Genomic DNA, 21,455 nt, shown 5'->3' with positions numbered 1-21,455 from the left:
TCATTATGATAAATCGTTTTTTCGACCATTTGCCGTTGATAAAACTAACGGGGATTGGTGAAAGTCTAGAAAAAAAATTCAATACATTAGGTATCTATACCGTTAAAGATCTGTTATTGCATTTTCCTTTACGTTATGAAGATCGTACTTCATCTTGTGCTATTGCTGACGCCAATATTGGTGAATTTACGACAATTGAAGGTGTTATTATTAAAAGCGAAATTGCTTTTGGTCGCAAACAAATGCTAGTTTGTTATATTCAAGATGATTCCGGTATTGCAATATTACGATTTATGCATTTTACTGCCAGCATGAAGGCTTCGTTAATTAAAGGTAAGTGGATCAGTGCTTATGGTGAAATAAAACGCGGTAAAAATTATCTTGAAATAATTCATCCACAATTTAAATTAAAAACAAGTCGAGACGAAAAATCTATTACGTTAGAAGATGATCAAGAAAGATATACACCTATTTATTCAACTACCTATGGATTAACTCAAACTGTGATTCGACGGTCAATTATGGCTGCGCTAATTTTGCTGAAAAATAATCCTTCAGATGAAGTTTTACCTCCTCAGTTGGCTTGTCGGTTTTTGTCGGCTTTTGATTCTTTAAATATTATTCACAATCCACCCATTGATACTGAGATTGAACAGTTGGAGTCGGGTGATCACCCAGCTATTAAACGGTTTATTTTTGAGGAATTGATTGCTTATCATTTGAGTATGTTAATGATAAAAAAACATAATCAAAGACAGCAGGCACACTTGTTTTCCCCAACTCAACGCTTGATCAACCCGTTTTTATCATCATTACCTTTCACGCCAACCCATGCTCAACAGCGAGTTGTACAAGAGATTTATCTCGATATGGCAAAACCAGTACCTATGATGCGATTAATTCAAGGTGATGTTGGTTCTGGTAAAACATTAGTAGCAGCTTTAGCTGCGTTGAATGCAATTGAAAATGGTTGCCAAGTGGTTTTGATGGTACCAACAGAAATATTAGCCGAGCAACATTATAATAATTTTAGTTCTTGGTTTGAGCCGTTGGGTATTAGTGTTGATTGGTTGTCAGGAAGATTAACTGCCAAAAATAAGCGACAGCGTTATGAGCGCCTTCAAAAGGGTGAAATTACTATGTTAATTGGTACTCATGCAGTATTTGTTGATAAAGTAGAATTTACTTCGTTAGGTCTTGTCATCATTGATGAACAGCATCGATTTGGTGTTAATCAGCGCTTGAGTCTTTGGGAAAAAGGAATTAAAGAACATCTTTATCCGCATCAATTAATTATGACGGCAACGCCTATTCCAAGAACATTAGCCATGACCGTTTATGCTGATTTAGATGTTTCTGTTATTGATGAATTACCACCAGGAAGAACACCAATTAACACAGTTGTAATACCTAATAATCGACGAGATGAAATTATTGAACGTGTAAATCAAGCTTGCTTAGCAAACCGCCAAGTTTATTGGGTTTGTACATTGGTTGAAGAGTCCGAAACGCTTGATGCCCAAGCTGCTGAAATACTAGTAGAAGAATTACAACAAAGATTGCCACATCTTAATATTGCTTTAGTACACGGCAAAATGAAATCAGATTTAAAACAATCTGTCATGCAAGAGTTTAAAGCAGGAAAAATTCAACTGCTTGTCGCTACAACAGTTATTGAAGTTGGTGTTGATGTGCCTAATGCTAGTTTAATGATTATCGAAAATGCCGAACGTTTAGGTTTAGCTCAGTTACATCAGTTGCGTGGGCGAGTTGGACGTGGCACGGCAGTATCTCATTGTGTATTAATGTATCAAGCTCCTCTAAGTAAAGTTGCCCAAGCACGCATGAAGGTAATGCGTGAAAGTACTGATGGATTTGTTATTGCCCAAAAAGATCTTGAACTTCGTGGTGGTGGCGAAATTTTAGGAACTAGGCAAATGGGAATGGCTAATTTTAAAGTTGTTGATTTGATTCGCGATCAGCATTTGATTAGTGAAATTCAAAATATATCTTATGACATCCAAAAAAACCATCCACAAACTGCTGAACAATTAGTCGATTGTTGGCTTCCAAATCGTGAAAAGTATATTAATGCATAAAACTTAGCTGATTTTTTCTGATAAGTTTTAAAATTATCAATCTGAATCATTTCTACAAATCTACAAATTGTGTAACGGTTTATTGCATAGTAACTTAATGTATAGAATGTAGCCTTGTACCTTTAATTTAATATATTTACTTATTTTATATACCTGTTTATGTCCGCATGATTATTTGCGCTTTGCAGCAATGTGCCTATCGTGTAATATAGATAGCATTGTAAAAAATGGAAAGAATTGCGAAAATTGTATGAAATCAACTATAAAATTACTCTCTGTCTGTTTTGTTACATTGGCATTAGTAGGATGTGGATTAAAAGGCCCGCTCTATCGTCCAGTTGAAAAAACAGCAATGCAACAAGCAAAAATAACCACAGTCTCAATTCAATCTGATTTATTTATTAAAACTGCATAATGGAATAAAGTGATGGATTTTTTAAATTATCAACATAATCGCTTATTTGCCAATCAGATAGCGATAGCAGATCTTGCTAAGCAATATGGTACACCATTATATGTTTATTCGGCTGAATACATAAGTAAACAGTTTTTAGAGTATGAACATGCTTTGGTTAATAATAAACATTTGGTTTGTTATGCGGTTAAAGCTAATAGTAATTTGGCAGTTTTGAGTTTACTTGCAAAACTGGGCGCTGGTTTTGATATTGTTTCACAAGGTGAGTTAGAACGAGTATTAAAAGCAGGAGCCGATCCTAAAAAAATCGTCTTTTCAGGTGTGGCTAAATCAATAGTTGAAATTGAACGTGCGCTTGAAGTTGGTATTAAGTGCTTTAATGTTGAATCTGAGGCTGAATTATACCGGGTTGATGAAGTTGCTAAAAGATTAGGTAAAATTGCACCGATTTCATTGAGAATCAATCCTGATGTGGATGCTAAAACACATCCTTATATTTCAACAGGTCTTCGCGAAAATAAATTTGGTATTAGCTATGAGTTAGCTTTAGATGTTTATCGAAAGGCAAGCTCATTAGCTAACATTAAAATCGTTGGTATTGATTGCCATATTGGCTCTCAATTAACTCAATTGTCACCATTTCTTGATGCTGCCGATCGTATACTCGTTTTGGTTGATAAATTGCAATCTAATAATATTGTAATTGAACATATTGATTTAGGTGGAGGTTTAGGGGTCTGTTATGATAACGAACAACCACCAACAGCGTCGCAACTTGTGACCGAGCTTAAGAACAAATTAGTTGATTATCCTGATATTGAAATTTTGTTCGAACCTGGGCGTTCGATTGTTGCTAATTCAGGTTTGCTAATTACTAAGGTGGAATATACCAAACACCAAGATAATAACCATTTTGCAATTGTCGATGCAGGTATGAATGACTTAATTCGACCCGCTCTTTATGATGCTTGGATGAGAGTGTTACCTGAAAAGCAACCACAGGCTGGTGATGAATTTTGGGTCTATAATGTTGTGGGGCCTATTTGCGAATCTAGCGATGTATTGGCTTATCAGCGTGAGCTTTCGGTTAAACAAGATGATTTGTTGGTAATTTGTAGTGCTGGTGCTTATGGTTTTAGTATGGCATCGAATTATAATAGCCATTTACGGCCAGCAGAAGTGTTGCTTATTGATGATAAACAACATAAATTAATTCGCCAGCGTGAATCCTTTGATGATTTGTGGCGAGGTGAAGTAGTTTTATAATATTTAACAGGTTATTGAATGCTTAGTCATAATAGCATTCCTCTTTTAGTTGATGTTGATAAACAATTTTAACTAAAAGTAAAAAATAAAAACATGTTTGACAACAGAAGGTAAACTAGCGATGAACTTTTCAAAAATGCATGGACTCGGAAATGATTTTATGGTTATTGATGCTGTGACGCAGAATGTTCATCTTTCGACAGAAATGATTAAACGTATGGCAGATCGATATACTGGTGTCGGGTTTGATCAACTTCTTATTGTTGAGCCACCTTATGTACCAGATAGTGATTTTCATTATCGTATTTTTAATTCAGATGGTTCTGAAGTTGAGCAATGTGGTAATGGAGCGCGTTGTTTTGCACGTTTTGTTCGTTTAAAAGGCCTTAGCCGAAAACGAGTGTTAAAAGTTAGTACCATGAAAGGCAATATTGTTTTAACCGTAAATGATGATAATACCGTGCGTGTTAATATGGGACAGCCTATTTTTGAACCTAACAAAATTCCTTTCAAAGCTATCAAAGAAGAAAAAACTTATATAATCCGAGCACAAGAACAGACTATATTATGTGGTGTTGCATCTATGGGTAATCCACATTGTGTTGTTCAAGTTGATAATATTGTAACTGCAGAAGTGACAACACTAGGTCCATTATTAGAGCAACATGAACGCTTTCCTGAACGTGCCAATATTGGATTTATGCATATTATTGATCGCAATAACATTAATTTACGTGTATTTGAACGTGGGGTTGGCGAAACACAAGCTTGTGGTACTGGCGCCTGTGCAGCGGTGGCAGTAGGCATCAATCAAGGATTATTAAACCAACATGTTAATGTTAATTTACCTGGTGGCAAATTATTGATTGAATGGAAAGGTGGAAATCAACCACTTTATATGACTGGACCTGCTACACATGTATATGATGGTTTTATTGCTATTTAACTTTAATATCAATTCCGATAAACTCTAAAACGTGTTGTCAGAAAATTATAAAGCGAAAACTCTCTGCTAGAATATTGATTTTATTGAATTTTTTATTAAAGGGAAGACAGTAAAATATGAGATAACACGGTAATATAATAGACGCTAATTATGGTTGGTAAAAACACACGAAATTTAAGAGCAAAAAAAGCTCGACGCTCGCCTTCATCATTAAAATTAAATGATGAAATCGTTTGCCAATATATTATTGATAACCCTGACTTTTTTATGAGAAATGCTCGGCATGTTGAGTGTATGCGAGTGCCTCATCCTGTCAGGGGAATGATTTCTTTACCAGAATGGAACATGGCGCGTCAGCGCAATAAAATTAACCAATTAGAGTGCGAAATTTCATTATTACTGGAACATGCCAGTGCCAACGAATTGTTGTTTAATCAGCTAATGGATCTACAAATTGAATTAATTAAAGCACAGGATCTAAATCAACTTATTGTTTTATTAAACACATGGGCAAAATCATTAGGACTTAGTGGTGCTTATTTATATCTTTTTGGTGACAAATGGTTGCTTAGTGCGCCATCAAATTACCATCATATAGCTTTAGATTCATCACAATTTGATTTTATTCGTGTTAGACATTTCCAGTATAGTCAACAATATTTAGGTACATTAAATTCAACTGAGCTTGATTTTTTATTACCTGATGAACATGGTTATGTTGGCTCAGTGGCATTATCTTTGTTAGGTCAATTTGGTGATTTGGGGCTTTTAATGTTTACTAGTGCTAATCCAGAACATTATCAAGCTGGGCAAGGAACATTAGTACTTGAAAAAATGAGTGAAATTTTACCAATTTTAATTAGTAGATGGATTATGCGAACAAAATAAGGACATATCATGGCGCAGTCTAATAAAAATGATAATATGGCATTAACGTTGCCTGTTGATCAATTTTTAAATTATCTAAAGTCAGAAAAGCAGTTAAGCTTAAATACTCAGATTAATTATCGGCGTCAACTTTATGCGCTTATTTCGTTGGCAAGTGAAGCTGAAATTTCGAATTGGCAAAATTTGGATTCATCTGCAGTTAGATTGTTAATCAGTCGTAGCAAACAGACAGGATTACAAGCAAGAAGCTTATCGTTAAGACTTTCTGCATTGCGTAGTTTTTGTGATTGGATGGTTAAAAATGAGCTGCTTACTGCTAATCCGGCTCGAGGTGTGCTAAACCCAAAATTAGGTCAACACTTACCCAAAAATATTGATATTGACGAAATTAATCAACTGCTTGATATTGATCATAACGATCCGCTTTCTGTTCGTGACAGAACTATGCTTGAAGTTATGTATGGTTCTGGCTTACGCCTTTCTGAATTAGTCGGTCTTAATTGTCGAGAATTGAATCTTATTGATGGTGAAATTCGCGTAATGGGTAAGGGGAATAAAGAGCGAAAATTGCCATTGGGACGAGAATCTATCAAATGGATTAAACACTGGTTGTTAATGAGAGGTTTTTTAGCACCACAAGATGATGCTTTATTTATTTCTAAATTAGGTAAGCGTATTTCACCACGAAATGTTGAAAAACGGTTTGCTCAGTGGGGAGTTAAACAAGGACTAAGCAGTCATGTTCATCCTCACAAATTACGTCATTCTTTTGCAACTCATATGTTAGAATCAAGTGGCGATTTACGTGCAGTACAAGAGTTGCTTGGGCATGCTGATTTATCAACGACCCAAGTTTATACACATTTAGATTTTACACATCTATCTGAAGTTTACGATTCAGCCCATCCACGCGCTAAAAGGGGAAAATAACGATGCACTTTTATCGATCTATTTATACGATTAAGGCGTTTACTTTCGATCTAGATGATACGTTATACAATAACAGCATGATCGTTGAAAAAGCGGAAGACGAAATGATCAAAACCCTTCAAGGTTATGAACAATTACGCACGCTTACGCTACCCGAATATTTTGCTGAAAAGCGTGCTGTACTTGCATCTGACCCCGAAATTTATCACGATGTTATTGTTTGGCGAATTCAAACAATTACATCGCTATTAAATAAAACTAATATACCAGCATCAAAATTTGCTGATGTCATCGACGAAGCAATGAGTTGTTTTAATGTTTGGCGGCATAAGATGAACGTTCCTGAATCAACGCATACACTATTAACTAAATTAGCCACTAAATATCCTTTGGCTGTTATTACTAATGGTAATGTTGATATTAACAAAATTGGCTTAGGTGATTATTTTCAATTTTCACTACGTGGTGGTGAACATGGCCGTTCAAAACCTTTTCCTGAAATTTTTGACTTAGCATCTCACAAACTTAATATTCCATCACACTCTATTTTACATGTGGGTGACAATTTATTAACGGATGTTAATGGAGCAATTGATAACGGCTTTTTAGCTTGCTTTATTAATATTTATAATCAGGATATTTTTCAGCTTAATGATACTAGATGTTTACCTCACATCGAAATAACACAATTGCCAGAATTAGAGAATCTGCTATAATGTTTCTTTTAACTGTGTAAATAAACAGTTAATTTACGTAAAGATTGGTTGATTTTTGTTAGGTATGACATTGTGTTATATTTAATGAGTAAGCCATATTTTTATTTTCTATTTGATTGCAGTCGGCAAATATATCTTAAAATATGGCAAAAATATTAAAGCACACCCAACATTAGTGTTGGTTGACGTTTTCAATTATCGAAATAGGTTTGAATCTAATGGAAGTTTGTAAATCATTATTAGATGGTCTGAATATAGAACAACAAAATGCAGTTACCACTGATAATCAATATTCCATTGTTCTTGCAGGTGCTGGTAGTGGTAAAACACGAGTTTTAGTCCATCGTATTGCTTGGCTTTGTATTGAAAAGCATTATTCGCCAGGTTCAATTTTTGCGGTCACTTTTACCAATAAAGCAGCTTCTGAAATGCAAGAACGTATTCAAGCATTAGTAGGGGAAGGTTATTTTAATGGTATGTGGGTGGGTACATTCCATGGGTTAACCCATCGCTTATTACGAATGTTCCCTGAGCAAGCTAAGTTACCGCCTAATTTTCAACTTATTGATACAGAAGATCAAATCAGACTTATTAAGCGAATTTTTCGTGAACTTAAAATGGATGAAAAACAGTGGTCTGCTAAGCAGTGTGCTAGTTTTATTTCCTCTCAAAAAGAGAAGGGACTTCGTTCTGATGACATTGTTCCTGAAGATCCTAAACAAGCCATGTGGAAAACAATTTATCATGACTATCAATATATTTGTGATAAAGTTGGCTATGTTGATTTTTCTGAATTAATTCTAAGAACCCATGAGCTACTTTGCCGTGATAAAGAAGTTTTAGATTATTGTCACAATCGTTTTTATAATATACTCATCGATGAATTTCAAGATACTAATAAGATTCAATATCAGTTAGTAAAAAAACTAGCAGGCAATACAGCTAATGTGATGATTGTGGGTGATGATGATCAGTCCATTTATAGTTGGCGTGGTGCCAATGCAGATAATCTTAAGTTATTTAGTAAAGATTATCCAGAAACTGAAATTATTCGTTTAGAGCAGAACTATCGCTCAACAGGTAATATTTTAGATGTAGCCAATAAATTAATAGCACAAAATAAAAATCGGTTTGGCAAAAACTTGTGGACAGATAGAGGTGATGGAGAACAGATTTCACTTTATATTGGTTTTAATGATATTGATGAAGCAAGGTTTGTTGTTGATCAAATAAAAAAATGCCATCAAGAAGGTGAAAAGTTTTCTAATTGCGCTATTTTATACCGTAATAATATGCAATCACGCATACTTGAAGATACTTTGTTACAAGCAGGGTTACCTTATCAAATTTATGGTTCTATTCGTTTTTATGAACGCCAAGAAGTCAAATTAGCGCTTGCTTATTTACGACTATTGCATGATCACAATAATGATATGGCGTTTGAAGCTACAATTAACACACCAACACGAGGTATTGGTGATGCCACGTTAGATAAAGTTAGATTGATAGCAAAACAACATAATATTTCATTGTGGGATGCGAGTATAACGCTAATACAAAGTAATGTATTGGCTGAAAGACAGCGTGCGGATATGGGCCGTTTTTTTGAATTGATGGAATATATCTATGATGTAGTGAATGCATTACCATTATATAAGCAAATTGATACGATTATTAGGTTATCAGGTATATTGCAAATGTATGAACAAGAACCTGGTATCAAAGGGCAAGCAAGAATAGAGAATCTTGAAGAACTCGTGTCAGCTGCTGAGCAATTCTATCGTTCTAATGAAAATACTGTTATTCAAGATAGTAAAACAGGTAAAACATTGACGGTTTTAGAATCGTTTTTGGCTTATACCTCACTAGAAAGTAGGGATGTAATTAATGAACAAGATTCAGTTCAGTTGATGACCCTGCATTCAGCTAAAGGTCTTGAATTTGATCATGTGTTTATTGTTGGATTAGAGGAGGGTATATTTCCAGACTTAAGATCCTCCCAAGAGTTCGACAAAATGGAAGAAGAGAGGCGTCTTGCCTATGTTGGCATTACTAGAGCACGTAAATGCCTAACATTGTCATTAGCTCAGATAAGGCGTCTATATGGTCGTGAAGAACGTAATTTACCTTCACGTTTTCTATCTGAATTGCCAGCTGATAAATTAAATGAAATTAGTTATCAGGGTACTATGTCATTTGAGAAAAGAAAATCTTATCCTCCTAAAAAGAAACCTCAATGTGATGGTTATAAATTAGGCCGTAAAGTGTCACATAAACGTTTTGGTGAAGGAACTATTGTTAATCTTGATGGTGAAGGTGATCATAAACGAGTGCAAATTGCTTTTGTTAATGAAGGTATTAAATGGTTAGTAGTTAAATTGGCAAATCTTACTTTATTATAAATTATTTGAAAATAAATTTGTAATTTACTCTATTGAAAGGGAATTCAGTATTAAGCTAATTCCCTTTTTTATAAATATTATTAATTAGCTTGTTCTTTTACAGATTCAGAAAAAATTTGGTCAAAGGACTTGTCGGTTCGATTGCAAATCCAACTATTATTAACGTAATCAAAATGATAACCCTGTTTTTGTGTGGCTAACCATACCTGAAAGAGTGGTTCTTGGGTATTAACAATGATTTTACTACCATTGGGAAAACTAATGGTAATAACATTGCCATTTGTTTCATAATCTAGATCGATGTCATGTTCATCGACATAATCATCTAAAAATAGTTCGATTTTATTGAATAATTGATCGGTAAGGGTGTGGAATTCTGTGATATTCATAAAGGGATATTCATTTAAATAAATAATGGAATGATATTAGCATAAATGAATATACTCCGCCACAGCAAGGTGGCAAGAGTAAAAATAGGTGCTTATTTAATTATTATTAATTAGCAAGAGGTAATGAACAAGCAATAGCAAGTAATTTATATTGCTCATTATCATGAGTGACAGCTACCCAACGGTTTGGAATTTCAAGAGTATTTACTAATTTACCGTCGCCAAAGTTATTTTCAATGGTCCTAAGTTTTCCTTTAGCTAACTCCATTTTGTCACAATTGGCATAGTATTCAATTTTTATGGAGTGATAGGGTGTTTTAGTACCGTCATCATTTTTTTGCACCAATGCAGGACTGTAATTAGTGACTTCACTAAATACACGAATTCTGGAGTTGAAAGGGTGACGTTTGATTGATTTTCTATCTAAAAATGAATAACCAATAGTATTATCTTCGTTAGTTTTTGAGGTTGGAATGAATTGTTCTCCTACTCTAGGATCTTTTAAACTTTCAACGGCACTGTTTTCATTTGCTTTGGTGTTGGTATCAGCTACTTCACCAGCGGCATGGCTGAATGTTGCAAAAGAAAAGAGAATTAAAAATAAACTGACCTTTTTCATTTAAATGTTATCTCCATCTTTTGAGTTAGTTTCTGTTGGATTAGTTTGTGATTGAGATTGTTGTTTTTCTTTTTCTTGTTGCATTTTTTCTTGGTGTGCCTTAATTCGTTGTTCTCGTTCAGCTTCTTGTTTTTCTATGATTGGTTTTAGATCTGGGCGAGTGGCAATAATCATTTCTTTATCTAAATCGCCTTGAATAGAACAAAAAATACTGCTTTGATTATTCTCAATAGGTTCTAAATAAATCGCTTTGTTTATTGTACCAAACCTTGGAATAACACCGTCAATAGCATAAATATCATCTTCCCATGCTGAAGGTTTTGCTTTGCGATCATAAATTTTAGCGTTTGCAATATAAATATTAGTGTTGTATAGCGACCAGTTAATATTATTTAAAGAATTTATAATTTCATCTTCTTTATTATCAAAAATAAATCCCCAGTAAAAAAACTGACCAGATAAAGCCGTTGGGATATAAATATTTTGGTAACCAATCACTTTTAAGTTGTGATACATAAATGGTTTTTTAAACATAACTTTATTGTTGCCGGATTGTTGAGTAGATTCGACAGGAATATAGGTTACATTATCTGGAGTTTTCGTTAAATCAACGTATTGACTCATTACTTGTTCATGTTCAGATAATTGTTCAAAAAACCGACTATTGCATTGAAGAAATGTATCGATCACTTTATCAGTTTTGTTTTGTTCATTATTGTCTTGTGCAAAAGATATACAAGAAAAAAATGAAAAACAAACAAGGGCTGATATTTTTTTTAAAAGCATGTAAATTTCCTTTGACTGATAATTATACTTATTTTTGTAAAGTCATTGTAAGGTAATGTAAACTTACATGTCAATTAAGATTCTTTAATTTTTGACAAAAACCATTAAATCACCATTTTTAAAAGATATTTTAACTAAGTCACTAATTGCCTTGTTTCTTAAACTAACAAATTCTCCAAGCGACAATGTGGCATCAATTAAGGGGTATTGAAAGCCAGTAATGGTTACACCGGTTACTTTTGAAAGTGGCATTAGTGAAATAATATGATCTTTTATATTGGTTATTTCTTGATGCTGTTTGGCAAAAAAGAAATGGCAATAATTATCATAAAAAGTGATTTGATACTGATGATAGTATTTCATTGCAACAGAAATATTTCCCAAAAAGTGATCGCTAGCATGGCCACTAGCTCCATAAACATCAAATGCTTTCACCCCTTTACTTGCTAAAAACAAAATTGCTTTTTCAAAATCGGTTTTATTTTGGTCGGGTGTGTGAATAATTTGAGTTTTAGATGGAATTGCTTTGTTAGGATTATAACTATCTAAATCGCCAATAATGAAGTTTGGTTCGATTGACAAGGTCGACAGATAATTATGGTAAGCCCCATCTGTGCAAGCAATATAAGTATACTTATCTAAATGTTGAAAGTCGCGTTGTGGTGGCTCGCCATTAATAAAGAGTAAAGCTCTATTTTGTGACATTACACTTTTTTCCTTTTGCTAATTTTAACGGTAAATCATAAAGCTAAAGTATATGCCATGATAATAGCGTCTTCTTGTTTACCATTAGTTGTTGGGTAATAATTTTTTCTAATCGTTATTTGGTTAAATCCTAGTGTGTGATATAGCTTAATTGCTGGCGTATTTGATTGTCTGACTTCAAGCCAAAGTGTTGAGATTGGGCAGGGTGATTTTATCGTAATTAACGCATCTATCAAATGGTTGAGCAGCTCTCTTGCTAGTCCTTGCTTTCTAAAATCGGGATGTATTGCAATGTTAAATAAATTTGCTTCATCTGCTACATATTGACAAATACAAAATCCAACCATTTGATTATTAATCGTTATTTTAAAATTGAGATAACGCTCACCTTGGTTTGAAAAGAATGTCTGTTTTGACCAAGGAATAGCATGGCAAATCTGTTCTAATTCAAAAGCTTCTATTAAATCATGTTCGGTCAGGGTGGAAATGGTTTTCATATTGACATAATTTTTGCCATAGTTGGCGTTTTTGTTGTGGTGTTTTTGCAAGCTGATCTAGACTGGTTGTTTGAATAGTTAATGGGTTAACCCATGACTCATCCAAGGTAATATCAATAAACCAAATTACTGTTTTAATTTCATCAGCAGGAATAATTAATTGTTGTGGCGTTAAAAACAATACTTGTTCTTCAGTTAGATGGATAGCATTTAAAATATCATAATAGATTTTTTGTGTTGGTTTTTGTTCTGCAACCACAATCAACCTAATGTCTTCACTTATTTGTGTTGCTATTTCACCTTTGAAAACATTGGCATTCCTCAAAACGTATTGAGTTATATTGCACTGTTTTAGGTACCAATCTTGTTGTGTCATTATTGACTTACTGTTTTTTATTAGAGATTAAAGATAGTTAATTGTATAATCAATGCATCAATTTATAAAGGTTTTTCATTGAGGAAATATGGCAATATCTGCTTTTACTCCAGCAAGTCAAGTACTTGAGCGTCACCAAACATTTTTTAACGATAAAAATGTGTTGATAGCTGGTGATATTCAGGATAGTTATCCATCTATTATGTCGGCAAATCAAGTTAAGATTCATTGCACACAATTTCATACTTATTTACGTCTAAAAACTAGTGCACGAGGCAATCACACCTATTTTTCATTATTGCCTGAAGCGGATTTTTACGTTGGAATGAATACGTTGATTTACTATTGGCCAAAAACTAAAAGTGAAGCACAATTCCAGCTTTCTTATTTATTGCATAATATGCCAAAAGGTAGTGATATTTTTATTATTGGTGAAAATAGAACCGGTGTAAAAAGTGCGGAAACTTTATTGAGTGATTTTGGTACAATTCAAAAAATCGATAGTGCAAGGCGCTGTGGCTTATATCATTTTCAGGCGGATAGCCGTTTAGCTTTTGATCTTGATGAATGGTGGTTAAGTTATCATTTAACTATTGAAAATCAGAATATTGAAATCAAAAGTTTACCCGGTGTTTTTAGCCAAAAAGGGTTAGATGCTGGCAGTGAACTACTGTTAAATGCATTGATGGATCATACTGATATCATTAAAGGTAATGTATTAGATGTGGGATGTGGTTCGGGCATCTTATCCACGGTACTAGGGAAATTATACCCTGATATAGCACTAACGTTATCTGATGTAAGCAGTGCAGCAATTGAATCAAGTAAAGCCACGTTAAACCGTAATCATGTTAATGCCACAGTTGTAGCGAGTGACGTTTTTTCAAATCTAAATGATAAATATCACCTTATTGTTTCGAATCCACCTTTTCATGATGGTAAACAGACTGATTACACTGCCGTCAATACGTTAATCAAAGAAGCAAAAAAACACCTAAAATTAAATGGTTATTTGTGCATTGTGGCAAATTCATTTTTACCGTATCAAACCATTTTAGATGAAACATTCAAAAGCGTTGAAGTGATTGCACAAACGACAAAATTTAAGGTTTATCTAGCAAGCCATTAATAAGTGTAGTTTGTTTATTTTGTTTAAAAAAATAGGGCGATGTTATCGCCCTATGTATAAAATTTAACTATTTAAAAACAAACTGATTTCACTATTCTTGATATCATATCTGGATTAAGAGAGAGCTTCTTTTAATGCCTGCATTTCATTATAAGTAAAATCACAGCGCATAAATTCTTGGTCAAGAAGAATAGGAACGGAGTTGCTTTCTCCAACTACGGCCAACACATTACATTTATTTCTAATCTTATCACCTATAATGATTGGTCCTCCGTTTGAGTCTTTATTAAAATTGGCTGCATATTTAGCATTTATTCCTTGTGTATTGCTTGCACGATATAAGGCAGTTATTATTTTACCATAAGAGACTAATTTAACTGGTACAATAACAGGTGTTAATTTTTGCCCGTTAATTTCATTGATAACTTTTATCATTTTATGTGTTCTTAAGAAACATCCTAAACTCATCCATGTAACCAACAACAATAAAAGAATAAGAACAGTAGTAGTCAAAAATACAGTCCGCATATTATCAATAGCTAAATTGATTGTTATTAGTGATGGATCATCGGCTGAAGCGACAGTTACAACTTGATAATTTCCTTTTTTCCCCCAATGAAAGTATAATCACGCTTAATAACTTGTCCTGTATCAGTGGTAATTTTTACTGAACAGTTATCAACCATACGTCTTGCACGACATGTTCCTTCTACATCATAGTCAACCACAACTGGATTCTGTGATATTTTATAATCATCAATTAATCCAGGATAATTTCTTATGGCCATAAATAAAGCTAACGCAAAGAGAAGTATTGCTGCAAGTAATCTTCTTATTTGATGTAATGAGCTTTCTTGCTTTAACTTCATGACTTTTAAAGGGCGAGTTGGAAATACTTCTACTAATTTATTCATCAATGCCATTTTATCAATATACTCCTTATTAAAAATAAAAATTTCATGTCTAAAGGCTAAAATTGTGAATTTAAAAGCTAACCTTTAATCACAATAAAACAAATAATTTATTTGTTATTTTTTATTAAATTAGACTAAATATTAACATAATATTTACTTTGTAGGAATTACTCATATTGTTTACAGCAATTTGACAAACGACTTCAAATTAAATAACCCTAGAAAACTGCTGCTGCCTTGCCATTTTTCGCATATAAATATCAAAGCACATACAAATATTGCGTATCAATAAATGTCCTTTAGGTTGGACTTCGATTATATTGTTATTGATTGTCACTAATCCATCTTTTTGCAATGGCGCCAGTAATTTTAAATCTTCAGCAAAATAATCATCAAATTGAATTTGGTATTGTTGTTCAATAACATTTTTATCTAAATGAAAATGGCAGATAAGCTGTTTTATCACATCACGACGAATTTTATCGTCACGGTTTAAAGTGAATCCTTTCCATAATCCATGCCCTTTTTGCTCAACTTGGGTTTGATAGATTTTTAGATCTTTCTGATTTTGCGCATAACTATCACCTAACATACTAATGGCCGACACACCAAGTCCAAGTAAATCAGTATCACCTTGAGTTGTATACCCCTGAAAATTACGATGCAATTTATTTTCTTGTTGAGCAATAGCTAAATCATCATAAGGCTTAGCAAAATGGTCCATGCCGATAAATTGATAACCAGATTCAGTTAACTTTTTAATACTTGTTTGTAGGATCTGTAATTTTTGATTGGCATTAGGCAAATCATCATCTTTAATTTTTCGTTGGGCAGCAAAACGGCTTGGTAAGTGGGCATAATTAAAAACACTTAAACGATCGGGAGAAATCTCAATCACTTTATTAAGCGTTTCGGCAAAACTTTCAATGGTTTGTTTTGGTAGGCCATAAATTAAATCTAAACTAATTGAGTGAAAATTATTTTTACGTGCTTGATTAATAAGAGACCGTATTAATTTTTCATCTTGTTCACGATTAATTAGGCTTTGGATTTCGTGATTAAAATCTTGAATTCCCATACTTAACCTATTAAAACCAACACTTGCTAAATGGTCAATTGTTTGCGGTGTAATTTCACGCGGATCAATTTCGATGGATAGTTCGGCATTAGCAACAAAATTAAAATGCTTTTTTAACGAGCTAATCAATCGAGTAATTTCGGCATCGTTTAAAAAAGTCGGTGTACCCCCCCCCCAGTGCATTTGTGTTACCGTGCGATGTTTAAATAATTTTGCACGTTCAGCAATTTCAATATCTAAAATATCAAGGTATTTGGTAACTTTTTGTGTTTGGCGAGTAATAAGTTTATTACAACCACAGAAATAACAAAGCTTATGACAAAATGGAATATGCACATAAAGCGACAGTGGTTTTGTGGGATAACGAGTTGCCGCCGATAAAAATTCCTGCTCGTTAAATTTTTCGTTAAATTCAAGTGCAGTAGGGTAAGAGGTATATCTTGGGCCAGAATAATTATATTTTTCAATTAACGCTTGATCCCATAATTGCGTATCAGTCATGCTTTTTACTTCCACTTATGTCTATCTTTAGTATTGTTATTGTTATGAATTTTTACTATTGTTTTTTGTTGGTTCTTGATTTTGGTTTTAATTTTGATTCGATTAGTTTTATTTAAATATAACAATGTGCAAATCAACAACCCAAAATATAAACTTAACATAATTAATATTGGCACTATGATTTGCTCACTGTTAATTATTAATTGACTGAATAAAAATAATGGATTCTAAGTTTAAATTATCAGTAGGAATATAATCCAATAGATTATATTCCTACTGATATCAAGACACATGCTATCACGATTGCCGATTATATTTTACTATCATTAGTTTCGTTTTAATAAACTAACAATATCTTCTTTCTTTTCGTCTAATTCTTCAAAATCATCAAAGTCGTCATCAGTATAACCAAGCTCTTGCATCAGTTCATCGATACGATTCAATTTGCTATCAAGATAAATTTGTTGATCTTTAGTGAGTTTGACATTTTGCTCGACTAGATCAAGTAACATATCTAATTTTGGATCGTTTTCTAACTGTTCTAATTCTTGTTGTGGCGATAAAATCGTTTTAATTGGTTTAGATTGTTTAACAGGTTTTTCTATATTGTTAGAATCTTCAATAATTAAAGAAATAGGTTTTTTGCTACCCACTCTTGGATCTTTGGTTGTTTTTGTCGAATTTTTATTTTTATTATTATCTAGCTTATTAAAGCGAGATCCACTTGGTAAACCTTTGTGTTTGCGTTTACGTTTCAGTTCCCGAGATTCTTCATTAATCTCTTGACGGCTTTTTTTAGCTTTCTGTTTTGATTTATTTTTTAACATAAAATCTCTGTCTAATATTAGGGTTAATCATTTTACAAACGTATTTTATCAGTAAGTCCAAAATATAGCTATGATGAAGACGTCAGGCTAATTTAAGATTGTAAAAAAAGAAATTTATGTATAATCTGAGCCAAATAAATTTGTTAGACCGAATTAGAGAACAATATAAAATGAAAAATCACTTAAGCCCTTATCTGAAATTTAATCGTCAAGAATGGGCTAGCTTACGTAATACTGTACCAATGACTTTAACAGCAGATGAATTAGTTTCGTTACAAGGTATTAATGAAGATTTATCCATGGATGAAGTGAGTGAAATTTATTTACCTTTATCTAGATTACTTAATTATTACATCAGCAATAATTTTAATCGGCAAGCTGTCTTATCTAAATTCTTAGGTAAAAGTCAAAAGACACCTTACATTATTGGCATTGCAGGCAGTGTTGCTGTAGGTAAAAGTACTACCGCCAGAGTGCTACAAGCACTATTAACCCGTAGGCCTGAACATCGCAAAGTAGCTTTGGTAACAACCGATGGTTTTTTATATCCAAATAGATGCCTTGAAGAACGTGGAATAATGAATAAAAAAGGGTTTCCTCAGTCTTACGATATAAAAAAATTGCTTAATTTTGTTGCTGATATAAAATCAGGACAGGCACAAGTTAAAGCACCAGTTTATTCTCATTTAGTTTATGATATTGTCGAAGATGAAGAAATCGTTATTGATAGTCCTGACATTTTGATTCTTGAAGGTTTGAATGTACTGCAAAGTACACTGAATTATCCACAAGCGAATAACCGAGTTTTTGTTTCGGATTATGTCGATTTTTCAATTTATGTTGATGCTGATATGTCATTATTACATGATTGGTATGTAAATCGGTTTTTAAAATTTAGGGAGGGTGCATTTAGCGATCCTAACTCTTATTTTAATCACTACTCAAAACTTCCAGAACATGAAGCTACAAATATTGCTAACCGTATTTGGCGAGAAATTAATGAATTAAATTTAGTTGAAAATATTTTACCTACAAAAGAACGAGCGAACCTTATTCTAACTAAAGGTAAAGATCATAAAGTCAATTGTGTTCAATTAAGAAAATAAACTTAAGGAAAATTTATATGAAATCAGTAAGTTGGTTATTCTGTAAATTAAGTATTATTACTTTGGCTATTTCATTTTCATTTGGTGCTTATGCCTCAAATGGCCAATCAGAGGGACTAACGTGTGAAAGCAAAAAACAGTCCATTGAAAAACAGATTGATTATGCTAAAAAAAATAATAATTCTCATCAAATCCAAGGGCTTGAAAAAGCATTACGCGAAGTAAATGAGCATTGTTCAAATGATGATTTAGAAGCCAAATACAAAAAAAAGATTAATGAAAAATCAAATAAAGTGGCTGAAAGGACTAAAGAATTAGAACAAGCAAGAGCAAAAGGTAATAAACAGAAAATTATCAAACAACAAACAAAATTATCTGATGCCAAAATGGAACTTGATGAAGCTAAAACTAAATTATCTGATTTTTATAAAGAATTGGGATCAAAGTAAGCTATAATAATTAGACTATTTTCCAGTTTTCTTACTTTCTAACAACATTTTTATCATTAACACCATCGATGGCTATTGTTGATGGTGTTAGTTTTATATTTTGTATAACCATCTTGCTATACTAGACTTTTTTAAGCAAAAAGAGTATGGTGTGCGCCTTGTTACGTGGTTCGTGAACCTCCCACGCTAAAAAACTAAGGAAAAATAATGAGTAAAATTACACTACTAGGCGATCAGTCTGTTCGCTATCCAACAACCTATTGTCCTGAAATACTCGAAACGTTCGATAATAAACATCCGAATAACGATTATTTTGTTAAATTTAATTGCCCAGAATTTACTAGTCTTTGTCCTATCACAGGGCAACCTGATTTTGCGACAATTTATATTTCGTACGTGCCCAATATTAAAATGGTCGAAAGTAAATCGTTAAAACTTTATCTGTTCAGCTTTCGTAATCATGGCGATTACCATGAAGATTGCATTAATATCATTATGAAAGATCTGATTAAATTAATGGATCCTAAATATATCGAAGTCTGGGGAAAATTCACTCCGCGAGGTGGCATTTCGATTGATCCTTATGCCAATTATGGCAAATCGGATACTCATTGGGAACAAGTTGCGGCTAATCGATTAGCCAATCACGACATGTATCCAGAAAAAGTGGATAATCGCTAATCTAATCTATCCAAACAGGAACAGTTAATGCAAACTCGTAAAGCACTAGTTATATTTTCTGGTGGGCAAGACTCAACCACTTGCTTACTGCAAGCCATTGCTGATTATGGACGTGAAAACGTTCAGGCAATCAGTTTTCACTATGGTCAACGTCACGCAATAGAGCTTGAAAAAGCTAAATGGATTGCTGATGATCTTGGTATTAAACAAACCGTCATTGATACTTCAGTTATCAAACAAACTACAAATAATGCGTTGATTGATGACGCTCAAGAAATTAAAGCCGCTCAAGATGGCGATTACCCCAATACCTTCGTTGATGGGCGTAATATGCTTTTTTTACTTTTGGCTGGCTGTCATGCTAAGCAACAAGGAATTTCTGACATTATTATTGGAGTTTGTGAAACCGATTTTAGTGGTTATCCAGATTGCCGTGATGTCTTTATTAAATCAATGAATGTATCAATGAATTTAGCCATGGACTATGCGTTTAATCTCATCACGCCACTGATGTATTTGACTAAAGCGCAAACGTGGGAAATGGCTGATAAACTAGGTTATCTTGATTATGTTCAAAAACATACCCACACCTGTTATTACGGTGTTGAAGGGGGATGTGGTAAGTGTCCAAGTTGTTTATTGCGCAATAAGGGCCTACAAGAATATATGGCTCAAGCTAAATAAATTCATTCATCATTGGGTTCTCTCACCCCATTAAAAAGGAAAAAAGATGTACTTAAATGTTCATTCAGAATCGATAGAAAAAAGTTTTACCCGTAAACAAAAGCAAAAAGCGCTTTACTGGTTGGCTTTTTTTCACATATTGGTTATTGCTTCAAGCAATTATTTAGTCCAAATTCCATTCGAAATTTTTGGTTTTCAAACAACTTGGGGGGCATTCACTTTTCCGTTTATCTTTTTAACTACTGATCTGACTATTCGAATTTATGGTGCTAGTTTAGCCAGAAAAATCATTTTTGTGGTAATGATTCCTGCATTGTTATTTTCATACCTGATTTCGGTACTATTTTTTGAAACCCATTGGGTTGGATTATCAGCATTGACGGAATTTAATAGCTTCGTATTTCGAATTGCATTGGCTAGTTTTGCCGCTTATTTAGTTGGACAACTAATGGATATTACTGTTTTTAACTATTTAAGAAAAAACAGATCATGGTGGGTTGCCCCAACAGCATCAGCAATATTTGGTAATGGTATTGATACTATTGTCTTTTTTGCTATCGCATTTTATCAAAGTAACGATGAATTTATGGCAAATCATTGGATCGAAATTTCGTTAATGGACTATAGTTTTAAAATTCTAATTTGCGGATTATTCTTTTTGCCACTTTATGGAGTCATTCTCAATTTTATCCTAAAAAAGTTAGTTGCAATGCCTAAAAGTAACTAATTATTATAATCAATCTTTTATTTAATTATCTTAACAAACATAAAACTCATTAATTATTTTAAATGAGTTTTATGTTCAATACAAAAAAAACATAAAAACCGTCCGATACCATATTGATTTTATTGAATTTTTTGTTGTTTTGATATAAGGGTACATTCCATAAAATAGCCTCTTTTTATAACATTTAATAGTTATTATTTGTCATTTATTCGGTGTCCGAATATTTTATTAACTGCGTATTTTAATTTAGTTATGGATAGGTTTGGTTGCATTTATCTCGGTTTGTTTTTGAGCATTTAGAACGGTAGAACGATTTTTTATTTTA

Annotated in this window: 24 protein-coding genes and 1 riboswitch; of the genes, 14 read left to right on the top strand and 10 right to left on the bottom strand. The window is 33.1% G+C overall.

Features of this window, described 5'->3' with window-relative positions:
- Nucleotides 1-5: 5 nt before the first annotated feature.
- From recG to uvrD, 8 genes are all read left to right on the top strand, one after another.
- The gene (gene recG, locus A9G31_RS10065) at nt 6-2,099 is read left to right on the top strand and encodes an ATP-dependent DNA helicase RecG (protein WP_065561523.1); all 2,094 of its coding nucleotides are present in this window, start codon (nt 6-8) and stop codon (nt 2,097-2,099) included.
- A gap of 250 nt (nt 2,100-2,349) precedes the next feature.
- Entirely contained in the window at nt 2,350-2,514 is a 165-nt protein-coding gene (gene lptM, locus A9G31_RS11655) for an LPS translocon maturation chaperone LptM (protein WP_176700390.1), read from the top strand.
- A 12-nt stretch (nt 2,515-2,526) separates the two neighbouring features.
- Nucleotides 2,527-3,780 carry a diaminopimelate decarboxylase gene (gene lysA / locus A9G31_RS10060; protein ID WP_065561522.1) on the top strand — a complete coding sequence of 418 codons (1,254 nt, stop codon included), beginning with the start codon at nt 2,527-2,529 and terminating at the stop codon, nt 3,778-3,780.
- Nucleotides 3,781-3,901: 121 nt separating this feature from the next.
- Nucleotides 3,902-4,726 carry a diaminopimelate epimerase gene (dapF, locus tag A9G31_RS10055; RefSeq protein ID WP_065561521.1) on the top strand — a complete coding sequence of 275 codons (825 nt, stop codon included), beginning with the start codon at nt 3,902-3,904 and terminating at the stop codon, nt 4,724-4,726.
- Between the two features lie 150 nt (nt 4,727-4,876).
- Nucleotides 4,877-5,614 carry a DUF484 family protein gene (locus A9G31_RS10050; RefSeq protein WP_065561520.1) on the top strand — a complete coding sequence of 246 codons (738 nt, stop codon included), beginning with the start codon at nt 4,877-4,879 and terminating at the stop codon, nt 5,612-5,614.
- A 9-nt stretch (nt 5,615-5,623) separates the two neighbouring features.
- Entirely contained in the window at nt 5,624-6,544 is a 921-nt protein-coding gene (gene xerC / locus A9G31_RS10045; protein ID WP_141671446.1) for a tyrosine recombinase XerC, read from the top strand.
- Nucleotides 6,545-6,546: 2 nt separating this feature from the next.
- Nucleotides 6,547-7,260, top strand: a complete 714-nt coding sequence (gene yigB, locus A9G31_RS10040; RefSeq protein ID WP_065561519.1) for a 5-amino-6-(5-phospho-D-ribitylamino)uracil phosphatase YigB — start codon at nt 6,547-6,549, stop codon at nt 7,258-7,260.
- A 218-nt stretch (nt 7,261-7,478) separates the two neighbouring features.
- Nucleotides 7,479-9,662: a DNA helicase II gene (uvrD, locus tag A9G31_RS10035; RefSeq protein WP_081299402.1), complete on the top strand. Its 2,184-nt coding sequence runs from the start codon at nt 7,479-7,481 to the stop codon at nt 9,660-9,662.
- A gap of 80 nt (nt 9,663-9,742) precedes the next feature.
- On the opposite strand, the gene cyaY is transcribed toward uvrD, so the two are convergent.
- The 6 genes from cyaY to A9G31_RS10005 form a co-directional block, all read right to left on the bottom strand.
- Nucleotides 9,743-10,051, bottom strand: coding sequence for an iron donor protein CyaY (cyaY, locus tag A9G31_RS10030; protein WP_065561518.1), 309 nt, complete (start codon nt 10,049-10,051; stop codon nt 9,743-9,745).
- 106 nt (nt 10,052-10,157) lie between these two features.
- Complete coding sequence (locus A9G31_RS10025) at nt 10,158-10,670, bottom strand: surface-adhesin E family protein (protein ID WP_065561517.1); 513 nt, start codon at nt 10,668-10,670, stop codon at nt 10,158-10,160.
- A complete protein-coding gene (locus A9G31_RS10020; protein WP_065561516.1) occupies nt 10,671-11,456 on the bottom strand; it encodes a hypothetical protein in 786 nt (261 codons plus the stop codon).
- Nucleotides 11,457-11,540: 84 nt separating this feature from the next.
- Nucleotides 11,541-12,161, bottom strand: a complete 621-nt coding sequence (locus A9G31_RS10015) for a thiamine diphosphokinase (protein WP_065561515.1) — start codon at nt 12,159-12,161, stop codon at nt 11,541-11,543.
- Between the two features lie 35 nt (nt 12,162-12,196).
- Nucleotides 12,197-12,658, bottom strand: a complete 462-nt coding sequence (gene rimI / locus A9G31_RS10010) for a ribosomal protein S18-alanine N-acetyltransferase (RefSeq protein ID WP_065561514.1) — start codon at nt 12,656-12,658, stop codon at nt 12,197-12,199.
- Nucleotides 12,627-13,034 (bottom strand): DNA polymerase III subunit psi, encoded by a 408-nt coding sequence (locus tag A9G31_RS10005; protein ID WP_065561513.1) that lies wholly within the window; start codon nt 13,032-13,034, stop codon nt 12,627-12,629. The genes rimI and A9G31_RS10005 overlap by 32 nt, the downstream gene beginning before the upstream one ends.
- Nucleotides 13,035-13,128: 94 nt before the next feature.
- Here A9G31_RS10005 and rsmC point away from each other — a divergent pair, with 94 nt between their 5' ends.
- Nucleotides 13,129-14,163, top strand: a complete 1,035-nt coding sequence (gene rsmC, locus A9G31_RS10000) for a 16S rRNA (guanine(1207)-N(2))-methyltransferase RsmC (protein ID WP_065561533.1) — start codon at nt 13,129-13,131, stop codon at nt 14,161-14,163.
- 114 nt (nt 14,164-14,277) lie between these two features.
- Here rsmC and A9G31_RS09995 read toward each other — a convergent pair whose 3' ends face one another.
- The 4 genes from A9G31_RS09995 to yihI all read right to left on the bottom strand — a co-directional run bounded on the left by A9G31_RS09995 (nt 14,278) and on the right by yihI (nt 17,483).
- Nucleotides 14,278-14,676 carry a hypothetical protein gene (locus A9G31_RS09995; protein ID WP_141671445.1) on the bottom strand — a complete coding sequence of 133 codons (399 nt, stop codon included), beginning with the start codon at nt 14,674-14,676 and terminating at the stop codon, nt 14,278-14,280.
- 71 nt (nt 14,677-14,747) lie between these two features.
- Entirely contained in the window at nt 14,748-15,086 is a 339-nt protein-coding gene (locus A9G31_RS09990; RefSeq protein WP_065561511.1) for a hypothetical protein, read from the bottom strand.
- Between the two features lie 199 nt (nt 15,087-15,285).
- Nucleotides 15,286-16,656, bottom strand: a complete 1,371-nt coding sequence (gene hemN, locus A9G31_RS09985; protein WP_065561510.1) for an oxygen-independent coproporphyrinogen III oxidase — start codon at nt 16,654-16,656, stop codon at nt 15,286-15,288.
- 326 nt (nt 16,657-16,982) lie between these two features.
- The gene (gene yihI, locus A9G31_RS09980) at nt 16,983-17,483 is read right to left on the bottom strand and encodes a Der GTPase-activating protein YihI (protein WP_065561509.1); all 501 of its coding nucleotides are present in this window, start codon (nt 17,481-17,483) and stop codon (nt 16,983-16,985) included.
- Between the two features lie 170 nt (nt 17,484-17,653).
- Between yihI and coaA the strand changes: the two genes are divergently transcribed.
- The 5 genes from coaA to A9G31_RS09955 all read left to right on the top strand — a co-directional run bounded on the left by coaA (nt 17,654) and on the right by A9G31_RS09955 (nt 21,130).
- The gene (gene coaA, locus A9G31_RS09975) at nt 17,654-18,589 is read left to right on the top strand and encodes a type I pantothenate kinase (protein ID WP_065561532.1); all 936 of its coding nucleotides are present in this window, start codon (nt 17,654-17,656) and stop codon (nt 18,587-18,589) included.
- Between the two features lie 17 nt (nt 18,590-18,606).
- Nucleotides 18,607-19,038, top strand: a complete 432-nt coding sequence (locus tag A9G31_RS09970; protein ID WP_065561508.1) for a DUF1090 domain-containing protein — start codon at nt 18,607-18,609, stop codon at nt 19,036-19,038.
- A 159-nt stretch (nt 19,039-19,197) separates the two neighbouring features.
- A riboswitch (PreQ1 riboswitch) is annotated at nt 19,198-19,242 on the top strand.
- A gap of 3 nt (nt 19,243-19,245) precedes the next feature.
- Complete coding sequence (queF, locus tag A9G31_RS09965; RefSeq protein ID WP_065561507.1) at nt 19,246-19,719, top strand: preQ(1) synthase; 474 nt, start codon at nt 19,246-19,248, stop codon at nt 19,717-19,719.
- 27 nt (nt 19,720-19,746) lie between these two features.
- Nucleotides 19,747-20,403, top strand: a complete 657-nt coding sequence (queC, locus tag A9G31_RS09960) for a 7-cyano-7-deazaguanine synthase QueC (protein WP_065561506.1) — start codon at nt 19,747-19,749, stop codon at nt 20,401-20,403.
- A 46-nt stretch (nt 20,404-20,449) separates the two neighbouring features.
- Nucleotides 20,450-21,130: a 7-cyano-7-deazaguanine/7-aminomethyl-7-deazaguanine transporter gene (locus tag A9G31_RS09955; protein ID WP_065561505.1), complete on the top strand. Its 681-nt coding sequence runs from the start codon at nt 20,450-20,452 to the stop codon at nt 21,128-21,130.
- The last annotated feature ends 325 nt before the right edge of the window (nt 21,131-21,455 follow it).

It is taken from the genome of Gilliamella sp. Gris1-4, assembly GCF_001690335.1.
Classification (GTDB): domain Bacteria; phylum Pseudomonadota; class Gammaproteobacteria; order Enterobacterales; family Orbaceae; genus Gilliamella; species Gilliamella apicola_P.
The sequence above is the reverse complement of the archived record's forward strand: the minus strand, read 5'-3'. Positions and strand labels throughout refer to the sequence as shown.

What these genes read in the sequence shown, in the direction of transcription:
- recG (WP_065561523.1), top strand. Translation starts at nt 6, where the DNA reads ATGATAAATCGTTTTTTCGACCATTTGCCGTTGATAAAACTAACGGGG.
- lptM (WP_176700390.1), top strand. Translation starts at nt 2,350, where the DNA reads ATGAAATCAACTATAAAATTACTCTCTGTCTGTTTTGTTACATTGGCA.
- lysA (WP_065561522.1), top strand. Translation starts at nt 2,527, where the DNA reads ATGGATTTTTTAAATTATCAACATAATCGCTTATTTGCCAATCAGATA.
- dapF (WP_065561521.1), top strand. Translation starts at nt 3,902, where the DNA reads ATGAACTTTTCAAAAATGCATGGACTCGGAAATGATTTTATGGTTATT.
- A9G31_RS10050 (WP_065561520.1), top strand. Translation starts at nt 4,877, where the DNA reads ATGGTTGGTAAAAACACACGAAATTTAAGAGCAAAAAAAGCTCGACGC.
- xerC (WP_141671446.1), top strand. Translation starts at nt 5,624, where the DNA reads ATGGCGCAGTCTAATAAAAATGATAATATGGCATTAACGTTGCCTGTT.
- yigB (WP_065561519.1), top strand. Translation starts at nt 6,547, where the DNA reads ATGCACTTTTATCGATCTATTTATACGATTAAGGCGTTTACTTTCGAT.
- uvrD (WP_081299402.1), top strand. Translation starts at nt 7,479, where the DNA reads ATGGAAGTTTGTAAATCATTATTAGATGGTCTGAATATAGAACAACAA.
- cyaY (WP_065561518.1), bottom strand. Translation starts at nt 10,051, where the DNA reads ATGAATATCACAGAATTCCACACCCTTACCGATCAATTATTCAATAAA.
- A9G31_RS10025 (WP_065561517.1), bottom strand. Translation starts at nt 10,670, where the DNA reads ATGAAAAAGGTCAGTTTATTTTTAATTCTCTTTTCTTTTGCAACATTC.
- A9G31_RS10020 (WP_065561516.1), bottom strand. Translation starts at nt 11,456, where the DNA reads ATGCTTTTAAAAAAAATATCAGCCCTTGTTTGTTTTTCATTTTTTTCT.
- A9G31_RS10015 (WP_065561515.1), bottom strand. Translation starts at nt 12,161, where the DNA reads ATGTCACAAAATAGAGCTTTACTCTTTATTAATGGCGAGCCACCACAA.
- rimI (WP_065561514.1), bottom strand. Translation starts at nt 12,658, where the DNA reads ATGAAAACCATTTCCACCCTGACCGAACATGATTTAATAGAAGCTTTT.
- A9G31_RS10005 (WP_065561513.1), bottom strand. Translation starts at nt 13,034, where the DNA reads ATGACACAACAAGATTGGTACCTAAAACAGTGCAATATAACTCAATAC.
- A9G31_RS09990 (WP_065561511.1), bottom strand. Translation starts at nt 15,086, where the DNA reads ATGGCATTGATGAATAAATTAGTAGAAGTATTTCCAACTCGCCCTTTA.
- hemN (WP_065561510.1), bottom strand. Translation starts at nt 16,656, where the DNA reads ATGACTGATACGCAATTATGGGATCAAGCGTTAATTGAAAAATATAAT.
- yihI (WP_065561509.1), bottom strand. Translation starts at nt 17,483, where the DNA reads ATGTTAAAAAATAAATCAAAACAGAAAGCTAAAAAAAGCCGTCAAGAG.
- coaA (WP_065561532.1), top strand. Translation starts at nt 17,654, where the DNA reads ATGAAAAATCACTTAAGCCCTTATCTGAAATTTAATCGTCAAGAATGG.
- A9G31_RS09970 (WP_065561508.1), top strand. Translation starts at nt 18,607, where the DNA reads ATGAAATCAGTAAGTTGGTTATTCTGTAAATTAAGTATTATTACTTTG.
- queF (WP_065561507.1), top strand. Translation starts at nt 19,246, where the DNA reads ATGAGTAAAATTACACTACTAGGCGATCAGTCTGTTCGCTATCCAACA.
- queC (WP_065561506.1), top strand. Translation starts at nt 19,747, where the DNA reads ATGCAAACTCGTAAAGCACTAGTTATATTTTCTGGTGGGCAAGACTCA.
- A9G31_RS09955 (WP_065561505.1), top strand. Translation starts at nt 20,450, where the DNA reads ATGTACTTAAATGTTCATTCAGAATCGATAGAAAAAAGTTTTACCCGT.